Origin of the sequence: Pannonibacter sp. SL95 (assembly GCF_026672425.1) — a bacterium.
In the GTDB taxonomy this organism is placed as follows: Bacteria; Pseudomonadota; Alphaproteobacteria; order Rhizobiales; family Stappiaceae; genus Pannonibacter.
This window is the reverse complement of the sequence record NZ_JAPPRC010000003.1, coordinates 726188-741955: the sequence shown is the minus strand read 5'-3', so window position 1 is coordinate 741955 and position 15768 is coordinate 726188. Positions and strand designations below refer to the sequence as shown.

The 15768-nt window shown below is 64.1% G+C and carries 11 protein-coding genes; 4 read left to right on the top strand and 7 right to left on the bottom strand.

Going from position 1 to position 15768, the window contains the following annotated elements:
• Nucleotides 1–240 precede the first annotated feature (240 nt).
• Both OVA12_RS03910 and OVA12_RS03905 read left to right on the top strand, forming a co-directional pair.
• Nucleotides 241–3924, top strand: coding sequence for a TonB-dependent receptor domain-containing protein (locus OVA12_RS03910; protein WP_268134678.1), 3684 nt, complete (start codon nucleotides 241–243; stop codon nucleotides 3922–3924).
• Entirely contained in the window at nucleotides 3924–5894 is a 1971-nt protein-coding gene (locus OVA12_RS03905) for a CHASE2 domain-containing protein (RefSeq protein ID WP_268134676.1), read from the top strand. Before OVA12_RS03910 ends, OVA12_RS03905 begins: the two co-directional genes overlap by 1 nt.
• On the opposite strand, the gene hydA is transcribed toward OVA12_RS03905, so the two are convergent.
• Nucleotides 5891–7318 (bottom strand): dihydropyrimidinase, encoded by a 1428-nt coding sequence (gene hydA / locus OVA12_RS03900; protein ID WP_268134674.1) that lies wholly within the window; start codon nucleotides 7316–7318, stop codon nucleotides 5891–5893. The two genes, OVA12_RS03905 and hydA, sit on opposite strands and share 4 nt — an antisense overlap.
• A gap of 409 nt (nucleotides 7319–7727) precedes the next feature.
• On the opposite strand from hydA, the gene OVA12_RS03895 reads away from it, so the two are divergent.
• A complete protein-coding gene (locus tag OVA12_RS03895) occupies nucleotides 7728–8687 on the top strand; it encodes an IS110 family transposase (RefSeq protein WP_268134672.1) in 960 nt (319 codons plus the stop codon).
• A gap of 36 nt (nucleotides 8688–8723) precedes the next feature.
• On the opposite strand, the gene OVA12_RS03890 is transcribed toward OVA12_RS03895, so the two are convergent.
• From OVA12_RS03890 to OVA12_RS03875, 4 genes are all read right to left on the bottom strand, one after another.
• Nucleotides 8724–9986 carry a cysteine desulfurase-like protein gene (locus OVA12_RS03890; RefSeq protein WP_268134670.1) on the bottom strand — a complete coding sequence of 421 codons (1263 nt, stop codon included), beginning with the start codon at nucleotides 9984–9986 and terminating at the stop codon, nucleotides 8724–8726.
• A 36-nt stretch (nucleotides 9987–10022) separates the two neighbouring features.
• Nucleotides 10023–10760, bottom strand: a complete 738-nt coding sequence (locus OVA12_RS03885) for an amino acid ABC transporter ATP-binding protein (RefSeq protein ID WP_268134668.1) — start codon at nucleotides 10758–10760, stop codon at nucleotides 10023–10025.
• Nucleotides 10760–11431: an amino acid ABC transporter permease gene (locus OVA12_RS03880; RefSeq protein WP_268134666.1), complete on the bottom strand. Its 672-nt coding sequence runs from the start codon at nucleotides 11429–11431 to the stop codon at nucleotides 10760–10762. The genes OVA12_RS03885 and OVA12_RS03880 overlap by 1 nt, the downstream gene beginning before the upstream one ends.
• Nucleotides 11432–11502: 71 nt before the next feature.
• The gene (locus OVA12_RS03875; RefSeq protein WP_442793846.1) at nucleotides 11503–12261 is read right to left on the bottom strand and encodes an ABC transporter substrate-binding protein; all 759 of its coding nucleotides are present in this window, start codon (nucleotides 12259–12261) and stop codon (nucleotides 11503–11505) included.
• 221 nt (nucleotides 12262–12482) lie between these two features.
• Between OVA12_RS03875 and OVA12_RS03870 the strand changes: the two genes are divergently transcribed.
• A complete protein-coding gene (locus tag OVA12_RS03870) occupies nucleotides 12483–13172 on the top strand; it encodes a FadR/GntR family transcriptional regulator (protein ID WP_268134662.1) in 690 nt (229 codons plus the stop codon).
• 68 nt (nucleotides 13173–13240) lie between these two features.
• On the opposite strand, the gene OVA12_RS03865 is transcribed toward OVA12_RS03870, so the two are convergent.
• Both OVA12_RS03865 and OVA12_RS03860 read right to left on the bottom strand, forming a co-directional pair.
• Nucleotides 13241–13690, bottom strand: a complete 450-nt coding sequence (locus OVA12_RS03865; protein ID WP_268134660.1) for a hypothetical protein — start codon at nucleotides 13688–13690, stop codon at nucleotides 13241–13243.
• Nucleotides 13691–13698: 8 nt separating this feature from the next.
• The gene (locus OVA12_RS03860) at nucleotides 13699–15759 is read right to left on the bottom strand and encodes a TonB-dependent receptor (RefSeq protein WP_268134658.1); all 2061 of its coding nucleotides are present in this window, start codon (nucleotides 15757–15759) and stop codon (nucleotides 13699–13701) included.
• Nucleotides 15760–15768: the final 9 nt, after the last annotated feature.

Sequence of the window (15768 nt, the reverse complement as noted above, 5' to 3'; positions counted from 1 at the left end):
TTTCCCTGCCGCAAGCGAACAGCTGTGCGGCTGCGGCATTCAACAGGCAAACATGCGGAGAGAAAAGGGGGCGCTTGCAAGGCGCAGTTTGTACGAGAGACAAACGCATCGAAACGTTGCCGAACCACAACGCCTGACATCAGATCCGACACACCCTGCCGACGCGACGGCAGCTTCGCTTGACAGGTATCCAGACGGATTCGTAAGACAAATTAACTCTAGGGGACGGGCGGCAGTCGGATGGCGAATCGACCGACATGTGTTGCACTTGCGACGGCAACAGTGCTGGCATCCGGCATGCTCGCCCTTGGCCCGGTGCAGGCGGATGTCTTGAAACGTCCGACACCCGTGGCCGGGACGGTGATCGCCCGCAAGACCGGTGAAGAGGCCCGTTTCATCGAGGTGCCGTCCTGGCGGTCTGTCGACGTTTCGCAGGATCTGTTGCCGGGCGATGTGCTTCGGACCAACGCACAGGGTCAGCTGGCTGTTCTCTTCGCCGACCGGACCCAGATGCGCATCGGCCGGAACACCGTCCTGGAAGTGAAGGCTGTCGGAGCTGCGGCCGACACCAAACTGGACCTCAAGGCAGGGACGATCTGGACGCGCGCCGAGCGCGGCGGACAAGGGCTGACCGTGGACGCCCCGGCGGCATCCGCGGCAATCCGTGGCACCGACTGGACCATGAGCGTCGATGCGAGTGGGCGGACCTCGATCATCGTCCTTGAGGGGGAGATCAACTTCTTCAACGGACAGGGATCGGTACAGGTGCGTGCCGGCGAAGCGGCCGCGGCCTCGATCGGCTCTGCTCCGACCAAGATTGTGATTGTCTCTCCCGATGACCGCGAACAGATGCTGTTCCATCTTTCGCTGCGCAACGGGTTCAACCTGTTGCGCCCGACGCCGCTCGCAGGGCCGGAGCTGCGTGCGGCCCGCGCGAGGCTGGAGAAGACGCCGCCGACGACGACCGAGGACCGGTTGCTGGCGGCCGAGATCGCGCTCTCAACGCGCGGTCGTGCGGCGGCGAGAGATGAGCTCGCGAGCATCGCCGGGCAGCGGCTGAGCCGACGCGACCAGGCGCGCAGGGATCTTGTCGAAGGGCTGATCCTTGCAGGTGAAGGCGACCACACGACAGCAGCAACGCTGCTGCAACGCGCAGCGCCACATCTCGACGCGGACCGGAGGGCTGCAGCGACCTTCGGTGCCTATTTCGCGAGGGCACTGGCCGATCGCGGCCGCGTCGAAGCTGTTCCGCGCGGGACAGGTGGACCTCAGGCCGTGCTGGCAAGGGCCTGGGCGACGGGCTTTCTGGAGGACGTCCCGGCCGCAATCGCAGTGCTGCGCGACGGCGAAGCACGGTATCCGCAGTCGCCCCTGCTGCCGGCAGCGCGCGCGCATCTGGCCTTGCTGCTGAATGACCGGGGGCAGATCGAGGAAGCGATCAACAAGGCATTGGCGCTCGATCCGGACGATGGTCTCGCGCTGGAGGCCCGCGCCAACTATCGGTTTGCCATCAAGAGCGACATTGACGGAGCCTTGGCGGACCTTACGAGGGCCACCGAACTGACCCCCGGCTCAACCACCGCATGGAATCTTCTGGGGCTGGTGGAAGGTGCGCGCGATGCAAACCAGCGGGCCGAGGCAGCCCTGCTGAAAGCCATTGCACTCGATCCCGCAGATCCGGTGTCGCGAGCCAATCTTGCCTTTCTCTATCTTGAACAGGACCGGACCGCCGAGGCCAAGGCCGAGATCGATGCTGCTCTCAACGCGGACCCGTCGTTCGACGTCGCCCTCGTCGCGCGTGGCCGATACAAACTGCAGACCGGCGATCTGGAGGGCGGCATCCAGGATCTGCTGGCCGGCACAACGGCCAACCCGGGCTATGCCCAAGGTCTGTTGCTTCTGGCTGGAAGCTATTACGAGGCGGGCCAGCGTGAGCCTGCGGCCCAGGCACTTGAAAACAGCGAGCGGCTCGACCCGAATGATCCGGTAACAGCTGTCGCCGCCGCAACCATTGCAATCGACGCCCATGACAGCGATGCCGCCATCCGGCACGCGCAGGAAGCCTTGCGGCGGTTCAAGGCGCGCGGCGGGCGTTTTGCGGCGCCCAGCGCCAGCCCCGAGGCCGGGTCACTGCTCAACAGCGCCTTTCGCCTGCAAGGATTGAACGCCTGGGGTCGCTACTACGGCGATGTGGTCTTCGATCCGTTCTCCGGCGGGGCGATCGTCGATCAGGTGCTGTCCGCCAGCCCCAATCCGTTTGCGGCCGACATCGACTACGGCTCGGATCAGGTGGATCCGAGCACCAACCGCTCCGGGTTTCCCGCCTTGTTTCAGGGGCTTATGTTCTCACCCGAGATGCTGTCCGGCCGGTCGCCCAGTGCCAACCTGTTCCGGCGGCCGTTCCTCGAAGGCGCGGTGACCGGCGGTCTGATGAGTGGCTCTGAAGGCTGGACAGGTACGGGAGAAGTGCAGGCCTATTCTGACACGCCCATTCCAGTCAGCCTTTTCACCCAGATCAAGGGCATGGAATCGGAGGAGCCGCGACGCTTCTCCGACCCGGGCGGCGCGATAACCTCAGCGACCTTCAAGCTCGACAACAGGTCCATCAACAGCCTGACCTACCTGACGGCCCGGCCTACCCCGTCTGACAGGCTGGTGGCCTATGCCAGCACGAACCACTCGCGGGAGGCTTTCGCCAATGCGATCACCCGGTTCAGTGACCCGGCTCTCTCCTTCGATCTTGCGGCTTACGACCGGACGTTGAAAGGACGCGGCGCCGTCGGCGGCCTCGGCTGGAGCCGCGATCTGGGATATCGCAACACGATGAACGTCGCCGCATTCGCTTCGGACCAGAACCTGAAGAGCTCGGAGGTTGCAGCGCTTTTCGCGACGCCGTTCCCGATCGGCGCGCGCACGCTGGATGCCAGCACGACCATGCGCTCCTACACGGCAGCACTGAACCATACCTGGGGGATCGGTGCAGTAACCTTGCGCAGTGGCCTTGAGGCGGGGCAGCTCGATCAGAGCCGCCGCGAAGACTCGCAGTTCGCGACGATCTTCTCACCGCTGACCCGTACCATCGAAACGCGTGATGTCGGCGTCCGGTTTGCGCGTGCCTATGCTGATGTCCTCTACGATGTCTCGCCGAACCTGAAGCTGGAGGCTGGCGCCTTCGCCAGTTTCATGACCGGTGACCTGCAGTTCAGTCGCTTTGAACCCCGCGCCGGACTGGCTTGGGCTCCAGTCGAGGGACAGTGGCTGCGTGCCGGCTATCTGCGCGAGACCTTCCACGCCGATGCGGGCAGTCTTGCACCCATCGGCATCGTCGGCCTTCAGGCCAACCAGACCCCGCTCGATATCGGCGGCTATTCCGATACGATTGCAGCGCGCTGGGATGCTGAATGGACGAGCTGGATGTTCACCTCGATCGACTATCAGCACCAGAAGCTGCACGACCTGTCGATCCCGGTTCCTGGATCGATCGTGCCACTCGACGCCGCCGATGGACTTGGGGATGGCGAAGTTGACCGGGTCAGTGCAACGGCAAACCTGCATCTCGGACACGGCTTTGGCCTTTTCGCCACTGGCGCCCGAAGCTTCAGCCGAAACACGACAACGGGTGCAAGCGGGCAGCTGCCCTTCATTCCCGACTGGAGTGGGCGAGCCGGCCTGACCTTTGTGCATCCCACCAATGTTCAAGCGACCGTGTCGGCAACCTATATCGGCGAGCGCACCGGAGATGCTGCCGGGACCACGCTAGATCCCTACTGGACGCTGGATGCCTCCCTGTCCTGGCAGCCTTTCGACAAGCGCATCGCCCTGGAGGCCAACGCCTACAACTTGCTGGACGAAACCTTCGAGGTCGCCCCCAGCGTCGCAGGATGGGGACGGTCCTTTGTCGGCACCGTGAAAGTCCGGTTCTGATGGCGGGCTCAGCCAAGCCGTTGCTGCGACCTCGGGACCGCAACCGCCAGACTGGCGTGATCGTCGTCGCTCTCTTGTCCGTCCTGGCGGCAGCAATGATCGCCCAGAGTTCAGCCTGGCGACTGCTTGATGCGCGCCTGTTTGACTACCTGTCAACGCTGCAGCCACCGCAACAGCCAGACACTTCCTTTGTCATCGTCGCAATCGACGAGCCGTCCTTTGCAGAAATCGGTCAACGCTGGCCCTGGCCGCGAGACCTTCATGCAGCGCTGGTCAAATCGTTGCGCAAGGCAGGCGCGCGGGTGATCGGGCTCGACATCATCATGGCAGAGCCCTCGGACCCGGACGCGGATGCGGCACTGGCAGCCACGATGGGCCCGGATGTCGTGTTGGCAGCGGACGAAACCCTGATCGAAACGCCGCAGGCAACGTCGCTTGTCCGTGTGGAACCCTTGCCGGAGTTGCTGCAAAACGGCGCGCGTATCGGCCTGTCCTCCGTTGTTCTTGATGGTGATGGCACCCTTCGTCGCATTCCGCCCTATGACGACAGCTTTGCCCGGCAGCTTCTGGCGGCTGCCGGCACGCCGCAGCCATCGCTTCAACCCGGTTTGATGCAGGTGTTCGGCCCTGCGAGGACCTACCCAACAATTTCCTACTATCAGGCCCTCGATCCGGCCCGTTTCCTGCCAGAGGGCTTTCTGGCCGGCAAAACCGTGCTGGTCGGGTTGTCGATGCAGTCGGCCCCGACCGTAGACGCCGGCGGAGCGGATGCCTATTCGACGTCGTGGACGCCTGCAACCGGCCGGCTGGTGCCGGGCGTTGAAATCCAGGCGACACTTGCGGACAACCTTGCACATGGGCTGACCATCCGCCCTGCGACACCTGCGACCGGCCTCATCCTTTGCGCTGTCGCCGGATTGCTGGCTGCGACGCTCGTCTGGCGCGCCACCAGCTGGCGCACCCTGATCGCCGGGACCGCGAGTCTTGCGTTCGGGGGGATCGCGGCCTACTTCGCCCTTCGATTTGGCCGCGTTTCCGTGTCGCCGCTGGCACCAAGCCTTGTGATCCTGAGCACGGGGCTTATCCAGTTCACGCGCGACTTCATTGCAGAACGCAGGCTTCGTCAGGAGGTTACGCGAGCGTTCTCCCGCTATTTGTCGCCAGTACTGGTGGAGCGGCTGGCGCGAGACCCGGCGCAGCTGCGACTTGGCGGCGAGCGGCGGATGATCACCGTGCTCTTCTCCGACGTCCGGGGCTTTACCTCGATTGCTGAGACCATGCAGGACGAGCCCGAACGGCTGACCCTGCTCATCAACCGCATCCTCGATCCGCTGACACAGATTATCCTGGCGCGCGGCGGCACGATCGACAAGTACATGGGCGATGCGGTGATGGCCTTCTGGAATGCGCCGCTCGATGATGCGGATCACGTGGCCAATGCGGTGACCGCCGGGCTGGAGATGGTCGCAGCGATCGCCCGGCTGAACACGGAACTTGCGGTCGAAACGGGAGCAGGATCCGATCCGCTGGAAATCCGTATCGGGGTCGGCATCGAAACCGGCATGTGCTTTGTCGGCAATTTCGGGTCGAGCCACCGCTACGATTATTCCGTGCTCGGTGACACGGTGAATCTCGCATCGCGGCTCGAAGGGCTGACAAAAAGCTATGACGTACCGTTGCTGATCGGCCCCCAGGCAGCCGCACGGCTGCCGGAGGGCCTAGATGCGCTCGACATCGATCTGGCAGAGGTCAAGGGCAAGAGCCAGCGTGTCCCGGTCGCAACGGTGGTGCGGAACGAAGATCCTGCCATCCTGGCAGCGCACAGCCGGCTCATGCGGGCCTTCTTTGCCGGGCTTCGGGATGACGTCGAACGGGAGGCCGCCAGTTTGTCCGACGCCCGCCCTGCCCTCTCCGCGTTCTATGACACCCTGCCTGGCCGCCTTACCCCTGAAGGTAGAGACCCGGACTAGCGCACCAGTGCCGAGCGGTCCCGGGCGAGGTACTGGCCTTGGGCCTGTCCAACGAGCTGACCGTCGGAGACGACAAGCTCACCGCGGACCATGACCTCGACCGGCCAGCCGGTGACCTTGATGCCGGCGAAGGGGGTGTAGTCGGCGCCGTGGTGGAGGATGTCATTGTCGATGACCACCTCGCGGGCCGGATCCCAGATGGCGATGTCGGCATCAGCCCCGATCGCGATGGTGCCCTTGCGCGGATAGAGCCCGTACAGCTTGGCGTGATTGGTGGAGGTGAGCGCCACGAAGCGGTTGATGTCGATGCGACCCTTGCCGACGCCTTCGGAGAAGAGCAGCGGCAGGCGCGTTTCGACACCCGGAATGCCGTTCGGGATCCAGCGGAAGCTGCGCTTGCCTTTCTCGTTGAGCTTGCCCTGGTCGTCCTCGAAGCGGAACGGGCAATGGTCGGACGAGAAGAGGTCGAAGACGCCGCGCTCCAGCCCGTCCCAGCAGGCATCCTGGCTGGCCTTGTCGCGCGGCGGCGGCGAGCAGACGTATTTGGCGCCGTCCATGCCGGCAAGATCGAGGTCATCGGCGGTCAGGAACAGGTACTGCGGGCAGGTCTCGCCGGCGACCTTGCTGCCGCGCTGACGCGCCCGCTCGATCTCCTCCATCGCCTCTCGGTTGGAGACATGGACGATGACGATCGGCACGTCGACGATCTCGGCCAGCGACAGGGCACGGTGGGTGGCTTCCCGTTCGGCGGCGGCCGGGCGGCTGGAGGCATGGAACTTCGGCGCGGTTTCGCCGGCGGCCTCGTGCCGGCCGATGAGATAGCGGATCGCGTCCTCGTTCTCGCAGTGGACCATGACCAGAGCGCCGCAACCGCGCGCCGCGTCCAGCGTTGCCAGGATCTCGTCATCGCGCAGGCGCAGGCCCTCGTAGGTCATGAAGACCTTGATCGAGGTGTAGCCGTCCTCGACCAGCGCCGGCATTTCCTGACCCAGCACGTCGGCGGTGGGCTCGGTGACGACGAGATGGAAGCCGACGTCGATGTGGCACTTGCCTTCGGCCTTGGCGTGATAGTCCTTCAGCGACTGGCGCAGGCCCTTGCCCTTTTCCTGCATGCAGAAGGTGAGCACGGTGGTGTTGCCGCCGAAGGCCGCGGAGCGGGTGCCACTCTCGAAGTCATCGGCCATGACGATGCCCTCGCCGGAGGGCTGGTCGAGATGGACATGACTGTCGATGCCGCCCGGCAGCACCAGCCGTCCGGTGGCGTCGATGATCTCGACCGCGCTGTCCGCGCCTTCAGCCAGGCCCTCGGCAAGAGCGACGATGCGCCCGCCGCGAATGCCGACATCGCAGCGCATGGTGTCGCTGGCGGTGACGACGGTGCCGTTGGCGATGATGGTGTCGAAGGTCTGGGCGCCAAGGCTCATGCGGGGTCTCCGGCGAGAAGGGTAAGGATCAGGACCGGCAGCGCCGCCGCCGGTCTGTTTGCTCGAACAACTCTCCGTCATCCCGGCCAAGCGCAAGCGCGAGCCGGGACCGGAGAGGCAAGGTATCTGTTGTCCGGCCTACGAACGATCTGGCGCCGTGACCCTCCGGTCCCGGGTCTCCGCTGCGCTGCGCCCGGGATTGTTTGTTGTCCGAGGTGCTAGGGTAAAGGGGAAGCTGCGACCCTTAACCCGCAGCTTCAGCGTCAGGCGACCGTCCCGGGGTCGGGTTTTCACCCGCTGTCATCATGGCTCCCTGACGCTTCCCTTTTCCCGCTTGGAGAGTTGATTGGGCCTCTGGCTGACACCCACGCCCGCAAACAATCCGAAGCACGTCAAGGATAGCACGGCCATGCCCGCCCTGCAGCAGCCTCCCGCCCATGTCTGCGGCTTCGATGTCGCCAAGGACAGCATCACCGCCTTCGACACCGCCACCGGCCGTGTCACGACCTTCCCCAACCGCTCCGCCAGCATCCGCAAGGCGCTGACAGGCCTGTCGGCCGACTGCCTGTGCGTGTTGGAGCCGACCGGCGGCCACGAGCGCCTGCTGGTGGGCGAACTGACGGCAGCAGGCCTTGCCTGCCACCGGGCCGATACCGTTAAGGTCAAGGCATTCAGCCGGTCCTTCGGCCGTCTTGCCAAGACAGACGCCATCGATGCCCAGGCTCTGGCCCGCTATGGCGAGGAGCGCTGGAAGACACTCGCCCTGTTCACGCAGGCCGATGAGACCCAGAGCACACTCGCCAGCCTCAATGCCCGCCGTCAGGAGCTTCTCGCCCTCAAGGTGGCCGAGCAGAACCGCTCAAAGATCCCCGGAGAGGGACCTGGCATCGCGATCATCCGCCGCTCCTGCCAGGTCATCCTGCGGGCGATCCTGCACGAGATCGAGGCCATCGACGCCGCCATCGAGGCGCTCGTCGACGCCTCGCCGCAGCTCGCCCGCCGGATCGAGGTCTGCTGCTCCCTGCCGGGCGTGGGCAAGCGCACCGCCATCACCCTCGCCGCAACCATGCCGGAACTGGGAACGATGGACCGGCGCCAGGCCGCAAGCCTCGCCGGGGTCGCCCCTCATCCCAAGGACAGCGGAACCCTCAAGGGATATCGCCGGATGCACGGCGGACGCTCCACCGTCAAGCCGGCCCTCTTCATGGCCGCCTTGTCCGCAAGCCGCGCAAACGGGCCATTAAAGGAGGTCTATCAAAGGCTTATCAACAACGGGAAGAAGCCAATCCTCGCAATCGCCGCCCTCATGCGAAAGATCATCGTCATCCTGAACGCAAGGATCAGGCAAAACGCACAACAACAGAGTTGATGACGACAAGGGTGCAGGCGAACAGAACCCAGACCGTCAGGCAGCGCTCGAGGCGACGGAATGACCGAGGATGCGCTCGAAGGCGGCGGTGAGGTGATCGACCTCCTCGAGCCTGTTGTAATGGACCATGGAGACACGAACCATGCCGCCCTCCCCGGTCTCGCCAAGATATTCGGCAAGACGGCGGGAGTGGAAGTCGCCGTGGCGGATGGCGACTTTCTCGTGGTCCATGGCGCGGCAGACCTCGCCGGAATCGCGACCGTCGAAGCGGAAGGCAATGGTCGGGATGCGGGTGCCGTCGGCATTGGAGCGCTTGCCGATGATGCGGCAGTCGTTGCGCGCGCCGAGCCAGGCGAGAAGCCGGTCGGTGAGCGCATTCTCCTGCGCAGTGATGGCGGCAAAGGCGGCCGTGATCAGGCTGCGCGTGTCGCCGCTTGCCCCGGCGCGGCGGCCGACCTCGCTGAGGTAATCAACGATGCCGCAGACCGAATAGGCGAGTTCATAGCAGGCGTTGCCCGGCTCCAGCTTCACCGGCACTTTGTCCTTGGCGTAGAAGTAGTGATAGAGCGTGTCGAGCCCTTCGAGCAGCTCGTAGCGGCCATACATCATGGCGTAATGCGGGCCGTAGGTCTTGTAGAGGCTGAAGACGTAGTAGTCGGCATCGAGGGCCTGCACGTCGACCAGCCGGTGCGGCGCATAGGCAACCGCGTCGACGCAGAGCAGCGCGCCGCGCGCGTGGACGAAGTCGGCGATCTCGCGCACCGGATTGATGTGGCCGAGGATGTTGGACACGTGGGTGACGCAGACCATCTTCGTGCGCGCGCTCATCAGAGGCGCGAGATCGGCAAGGTCCAGCGTGAACGTGTCCTTGTTGAGCGGCCAGAACCGCACGACGACGCCGGCAGCCTGCAGCCGGTCCCAGGGGCCGATGTTGGATTCGTGGTCGCTGACGGTAACGATGATCTCGTCGCCGGGCTGGAGCTGGCCCTGCATCGCCCTGGCAAGGTTCTGCAAGAGCTGCGTCGTGGAGGCGCCAAACACGATCTCTTCCGGCCGGCGGGCGTTGACCAGATGCATCGCTGCGGTGCGGGCTTCCAGCATGGCCGAAGCCGCGGCAAGCGAAACCTCGTAAGTGCCGCCGATCTGGACGTTCTTCTCGGTCAGGAAGGTGTTGATCCGCGCCAGCGCCGGGGCGCAGATCTGCGAACCACCGGCATTGTCGAAGAAGGTCCAGCCGCGCGACAGGCCGGGGAACTGGCTGCGGACATGATCCACGTCCAGGGCGATGGGAGAGGGCATTCCGGTTCCTCCAGATTTTTTTCTCAAGGGCAGTTTTCAGTGATTGAGCACGGCCCGCAAGAAGGCACGTGTGCGTTCCTCGCGTGGCGCGTCAAAGATCTGTGCAGGGGGCCCGGCCTCGACGATGCGGCCGCCATCCATGAACAGGACACGGTCGGCCACCTGCCGGGCAAAGCCCATTTCGTGCGTGACGACGACCATGGTGACGCCACTGGCCGCGAGCTGCTTCATGACGTCCAGCACCTCGCCGACCATCTCGGGATCGAGCGCGGAGGTGGGTTCGTCGAAAAGCAGTGCCTTCGGTTCCATGGCCAGCGCACGGGCGATGGCGACGCGCTGCTGCTGGCCGCCGGAGAGCTGGCCGGGATACTTGTCCGCCTGCTCATCGATGCCGACACGGGCCAGAAGCTCCAGGCCGCGCCGCGCGGCGGCGTCAGCAGAGAGGCCGCGGACCCGCATCGGCGCCAGCATCACGTTGCGCAGCACGCTCATGTGCGGGAACAGGTTGAACGACTGGAACACCATGCCGACTTCCGCCCGCACGGCGGCAAGGCCCCTGCCCGGCGCGACGGGAATGCCATCGACGAGGATCCGGCTGTCGCGGTCGAAGGGCTCCAGATGGTTGATGCAGCGGATGAGTGTCGACTTGCCGGAGCCGGACGGACCGATGATGCAGACCACCTCCCCTTCCTCGATGGCAAGGTCGATGCCATGCAGAACGGTGAAGCTGCCATAGGCCTTGCGCAGGTTGGCGATCTCGATGAGCGCGGACATCAGCGCCTCCCCTTGGCAAAACGCTGCTCCAGCCGCCCGACCGCGGCCACCATGGGCCACAGCAGCGCGACGTAGATGATCGCCGCCCCGATCAGCGGCGTTGGATTGGCGGACAAGGCCTGGGCCTGCGTCGCCTGTTTCAGAAGGTCCGGCATGGCCACGACGGAGGCCAGCGCGGTGTCCTTCATCACGTTGATGCAGTTGTTGGTGAGCGGGGGAATGACGATGCGGATCGCCTGCGGCAGGATCACGTCCACCATCATGTGGCGCGGCGACAGGCCGAGCGCTTGAGCTGCCTCGAACTGGCCATGCGGAATGGCCTCGATGCCGGCCCGGAAGATCTCGGCGGTGTAGGCGGCCGAGACCAGCGACAGGGCCGCAACGGCCGAGACGAAGGGCGACAGCCGGATGCCGACGAAGGGCAAGGCATAATAAACGACAATGAGCAGGACGAGCAGCGGGATCGAGCGGAAGATGTCGATGTAGATGCGGGTGGCGACGCGGACGGGGCGCGCCCCATAAAGGCGCAAGAGCGCCAGCGCCAGACCACCGACAAGACCGGCGAGGATGCTCGTCACGCCGATCTGCAGCGTCACGAGCAGGCCGAACAGCAGCTGTGGCAGGCTGGCCAGCAGCACCGGTACATTGAAGAAGGTATTGAGAAGGTTCATGGATCTCACCGGCTGAAAGGGCCGGCGCAGCCCGTGCCGCGCCGGTCGGGGAGAAAGGCCCGGCGACGGGCTTACTTCAGCGCCGGCATGTCCATGACGGTGACGGTCGATGTGGAGGCATCGGCCGGAGCGCCAAACCAGGTCTCATGCAGCTTGGCGATGTAGCCTTCCTTCTTCAGTTCGGTGATGACGGCGTTCACTTCCTTGGCGAGCGGATCGTCCTTGTTGAACATGATCGAGTATTTCTCGCCGGTGGTGATGCGCTCCACGACCTTCAGCTCCGGCTTGTCCTTGACGTAGTAGAGCAGCGCCGGGATGTCGCTGATGTAGCCGTCGATGCGGCCGGCAACGAGATCGAGCATGGCCGGCGACAGGCCCTCGAAGCGGCGCGTCTCGCCGATCTTGTACTTGGCGCCGTTCTCGCCGACCCACATGTCGCCAGTCGAGCCGGTATCGACGCCGACGACCTTGCCGGACATGCCGGACAGGCCGGTGATGCCGCTGGCAGCGGTGACGGTGAGCGACTGGTCGCTGTCATAGTAGGGCTGGGCGAAGGTGACCGACTCCAGCCGCTTGTTGGTGATGGTGATCGAGGAGACCGCCATGTTGATGCGCCCCGACTGCACGGCCGAGAACAGGCCGTTGAAGGGGATGTTGACGAATTCGACCGACTTGCCCATCCGCTTGGCGATCTCGGTGACGAGATCGACCTCGAAGCCGACGGTCTTGCCGCTGGCATCCTGGAATTCCCACGGCACGTTGCCGATGTTGGCGCCGACGGTGAGGTCGGCAGCGCTGGCAGCGCCCGTGAACAGGGCAGCCGCCGCCATCAGGCCGCCGGCGGGGGACGACCTTGCAATTTTCAGAAGCTTCATTGTGTTCCCCTTGCTTTTTCATTGGACCATGACAGATCATGGCCTAACTGGTCAGACCAGTTAGGCCAGAAAAGCACGGACGCTTTGCCTTCGCAAGACAGATCGTGCAAATAACGGAAGGCATCGCCCAAGGGCTCGCACGCCCCATGCGGCCGATGCAGGGAGGACACGTCGGAATGCTCATCAAGACCCTGCTGCCGCAGTCAGTGGCGCGCGAGATCCAGACGATGATCCAGACCGGCGTGCTGAAGCCGGGCGAGAAGATCCCCTCGCAGCGGGAGTTCTCGCAGAAGTTCGGCATCAGCCGCGCCTCCCTGCGCGAAGCCTTGCTGACACTGGAAACGCTCGGGCTGATCAAGACCGAACCGGGGCGTGGCACCTTTGTGGCAGGGCCTGGCGGCGGTGTCAGCGGTGCCATGGCCCCCTGGCGCTATTCCGACAGCTACTCGGTGTTCGAGGTATTCCAGACCCGGCTGATGCTGGAAGGCCAGATCGCGGCGCTGGCCGCAGGGCGTGTGGCCCAGACGCAGCTGGAGCAGATGGAAGAGGCGACGCGCCAGATGGAGGACTGCTGGGCGCGCCAGGATCTTCTGGCCAACGTGGAGGCGGATCTCGCCTTCCACGGCATCATCGTCTCGGCCTGCAGCAACACGATGCTGCGGGCGCTTTACCAGAATGTGCGCCAGCAGATCACCGAAACACAGCGCCAGCCGATCCCGATCACCGACCCGGAACGCATGCGCGAATCCATTGCCGAGCACAGGCGCATCATCGCGGCCCTTCGGGCTGGCGATGCAACCGCAGCTCGCCGGGAAATGGAAACCCACATCCGCAACACCGCCCGCTGCGCCGGCCTGGAGCCGTGAAGGGCCAACAACGGATCTAGGCAGAGGCCGGACCGGGACACGTCCCGTCCGGCTGGATGCAACAGTCCCTATGCCGGAAGGCAATAGCGCGACAGGACAAGCGTCCGTGCGGCCTCGACCTTGGTGGGCTCAAGCCCGGCCGACAGGGCGATCCAGTCAAACGCGTCATCAGCGCTTGCACAGATCGAGCCGGGCACGCCGAACACCGCCTCGACGCTGAGGTGCTTCATGGCGTCATAGCGCTCCGGCGGGGTCACCATGACCATCGCCGAAACGGTTTCCCGAATACGTGCATCTGCGCCATCCTTCATCCATGCCTTGGTCGCCCGTGCGGTTCCCGGCACATGGTCAAGCGAGGACGAATCCAGATAGAGGCGCAACGAGACGAAGCGCTCGCCTCGGGCGAACCACCTGTCCCAGATGGCCAGAAGCTCCAGATGCTGCTCGAGGGACTGTTCGCCCTCGAGCACGAGGATAGCCAGCGGCCAGCAACTTTCATCAGATCGCAGGTTCGACACCGTCATCCTCAGAACTTGATGCCCATGCCGACCTGGAAGGTTCGGGGCTGGTTGAGGACCGCGGTGTCGGCTGCCGATGTCTTGCCGGGATAGAGCGCGACCGGCTGCTTGGTATCGAAGATGTTCTTTACCTCGCTGAACAAGCGGACATTGCCGAAGTCATAGCCAAGCTGGGCGTCCGCGACGAAATAGGGATTGGTCTTGCCGCGCGGCCGGTTGTTGATGTCGGTGAAGTAGGCATCCGTGTACCGGGTCACGAGGCTGGCGCTCCAGCCGTCCTTCTGCCAGTTGATGCCGGCGTTGGCCGTCAGGTTCGGGGCACCAAACAGCTTGTTGCCCTCGACGCCGGACCCCGGATACTTGCTGATATCGGTATGCAGGATGCCGATGCCGCCAAACAGGTTCAATGTGTCCGTCAGCTGGAACTCGGCGCCGAGTTCCGCACCATATGTCACGACCTCATCGGCATTGCGCACCACAAAGAGCTCATCGCGCGACTCCAGCGGGGTGAGATCGAAGGGCAGCTGCATGTCCGTGTAGCTGGAATAGAACAGGTTCTGGTTCAGCTTCAGCCTACCGTCCAGCAACTCCTGGCGGCCGTAGAGTTCGTAAGTCCAGGCGTATTCTGAATCATACTCATAGGGAACAATCGGGAACGGCTTGGGGAACCCGAAGGCGATCCCGCCGCCGCCGGCGTTGTAACCGCGGGAAACCTGCAGGCCGTAACTCTGATCGTCGCTGGGATGCCAGTTCAGATCCAGTTTCGGCAGAAAGGCGTCAAAGGTCCGGTCGCTGTTGATGGAAGCAATCGCTCCTGCGCCATCACCGCCAAAGCGGCTGTGCTTCTCCATCTCGTAGCGGGCTCCAAGAGAAACACTGAAAGCCTCGCCAAGCGGCATCAGGCCCTCGCCATAAACCGCATAGGTATCGACGGAATCCTTGAAGGACTGCCGCGATATGAACTGGATGTATTCATCCTGCCGCGCCCGGTAAAAATGGTTGCCCAACAAGAGTTCAAAACCGTTGTCGGCTCTGTACCGGACACGCGGCTCGACCGTGAACTCCTTGGTGTCGATACCGGCCTTCGAGCCGCCCGGCGCCGTCTTACGCCTGAACTCGAAGTCCGTGTAGAATGCGTCCAGTTCAATCCGCCAGTTGTCGGTGAGATCAATCTCGAACTGGCTGCCCAGACTGGTCGTGACCGGGATGTGAACCGGCTGTTCGAGATAGTTGGACACACGATCGTCGAAGGGCTGGATGATGATTTCCCCGTTCGGCCCCTTGTAGCTGTTGTGCGTGGCCGTAATCCGCAAGGTCGAATTGAGGCCGAGCTCCGGCTTTACCAGCATCTTGCCGCGAAGGTTCATGGCAGCGATGTCTCCAGGGTTGTCGGCACCTGGATAGCCCTTGTAGGTCACTGCGGATTCGCGGGTCAGCCAGTCCCCGGCGAAGCGCAAGGCCACGCGATCCTGGATGACGGGAACGTTGATCATTCCCGAGAGCCGCCGTCCTTCGTAATTGCCGAGGGCTGTCTGGAAATCGCCGCCGAAGTCAAAGGTTGGATCCTTGGAGGTGATCGCCAGGGTGCCGGCAATGGCATTGCGGCCAACCAGGGTGCTTTGCGGCCCGCGCAGCAGTTCGACCCGCTCCACATCCCAGAGCGTGGAGTTGCCAAAGACGATTTCATTATAGCTTGCCGGACGACCGTCGATGCGCAGGCCAAGACGCGCCCGGCTGCCGGCAAAGAAGGCATTCGCGTTTTCAGCGGGGCCAGTGCCATCAATACCTCGGATCGTCGGCGCCTTGGCAGCCCCAGCCGGCACCATGGTGTTAGTCGACTGTTCAAGAACATCACGCGCTGTCTTCAGTCCGGCTCGCTTATCCAGTTCCTCAGCCGTGAAAACCTGCACGCTGGTACCGGTCCTCAGCCAGGACCGCTCGATCAGCTCGCCGCTGATCAGGATCGTTTCGAGCTCGGTCGGCTTGTTGTCGTCCTGTGCGCTGGCAGCACCGGCTGTCACCAGCATGACGGCAAAGACCGAAACACCATTCCGCAAGTTTGAGTACATTTCACGCTT

Coding starts and splice junctions, on each gene's coding strand:
- OVA12_RS03895 (WP_268134672.1), top strand. CDS start 7,728: ATGCCCGCCCTGCAGCAGCCTCCCGCCCATGTCTGCGGCTTCGATGTC.
- OVA12_RS03910 (WP_268134678.1), top strand. CDS start 241: ATGGCGAATCGACCGACATGTGTTGCACTTGCGACGGCAACAGTGCTG.
- OVA12_RS03880 (WP_268134666.1), bottom strand. CDS start 11,431: ATGAACCTTCTCAATACCTTCTTCAATGTACCGGTGCTGCTGGCCAGC.
- OVA12_RS03875 (WP_442793846.1), bottom strand. CDS start 12,261: ATGGCGGCGGCTGCCCTGTTCACGGGCGCTGCCAGCGCTGCCGACCTC.
- OVA12_RS03905 (WP_268134676.1), top strand. CDS start 3,924: ATGGCGGGCTCAGCCAAGCCGTTGCTGCGACCTCGGGACCGCAACCGC.
- OVA12_RS03890 (WP_268134670.1), bottom strand. CDS start 9,986: ATGCCCTCTCCCATCGCCCTGGACGTGGATCATGTCCGCAGCCAGTTC.
- hydA (WP_268134674.1), bottom strand. CDS start 7,318: ATGAGCCTTGGCGCCCAGACCTTCGACACCATCATCGCCAACGGCACC.
- OVA12_RS03870 (WP_268134662.1), top strand. CDS start 12,483: ATGCTCATCAAGACCCTGCTGCCGCAGTCAGTGGCGCGCGAGATCCAG.
- OVA12_RS03860 (WP_268134658.1), bottom strand. CDS start 15,759: ATGTACTCAAACTTGCGGAATGGTGTTTCGGTCTTTGCCGTCATGCTG.
- OVA12_RS03885 (WP_268134668.1), bottom strand. CDS start 10,760: ATGTCCGCGCTCATCGAGATCGCCAACCTGCGCAAGGCCTATGGCAGC.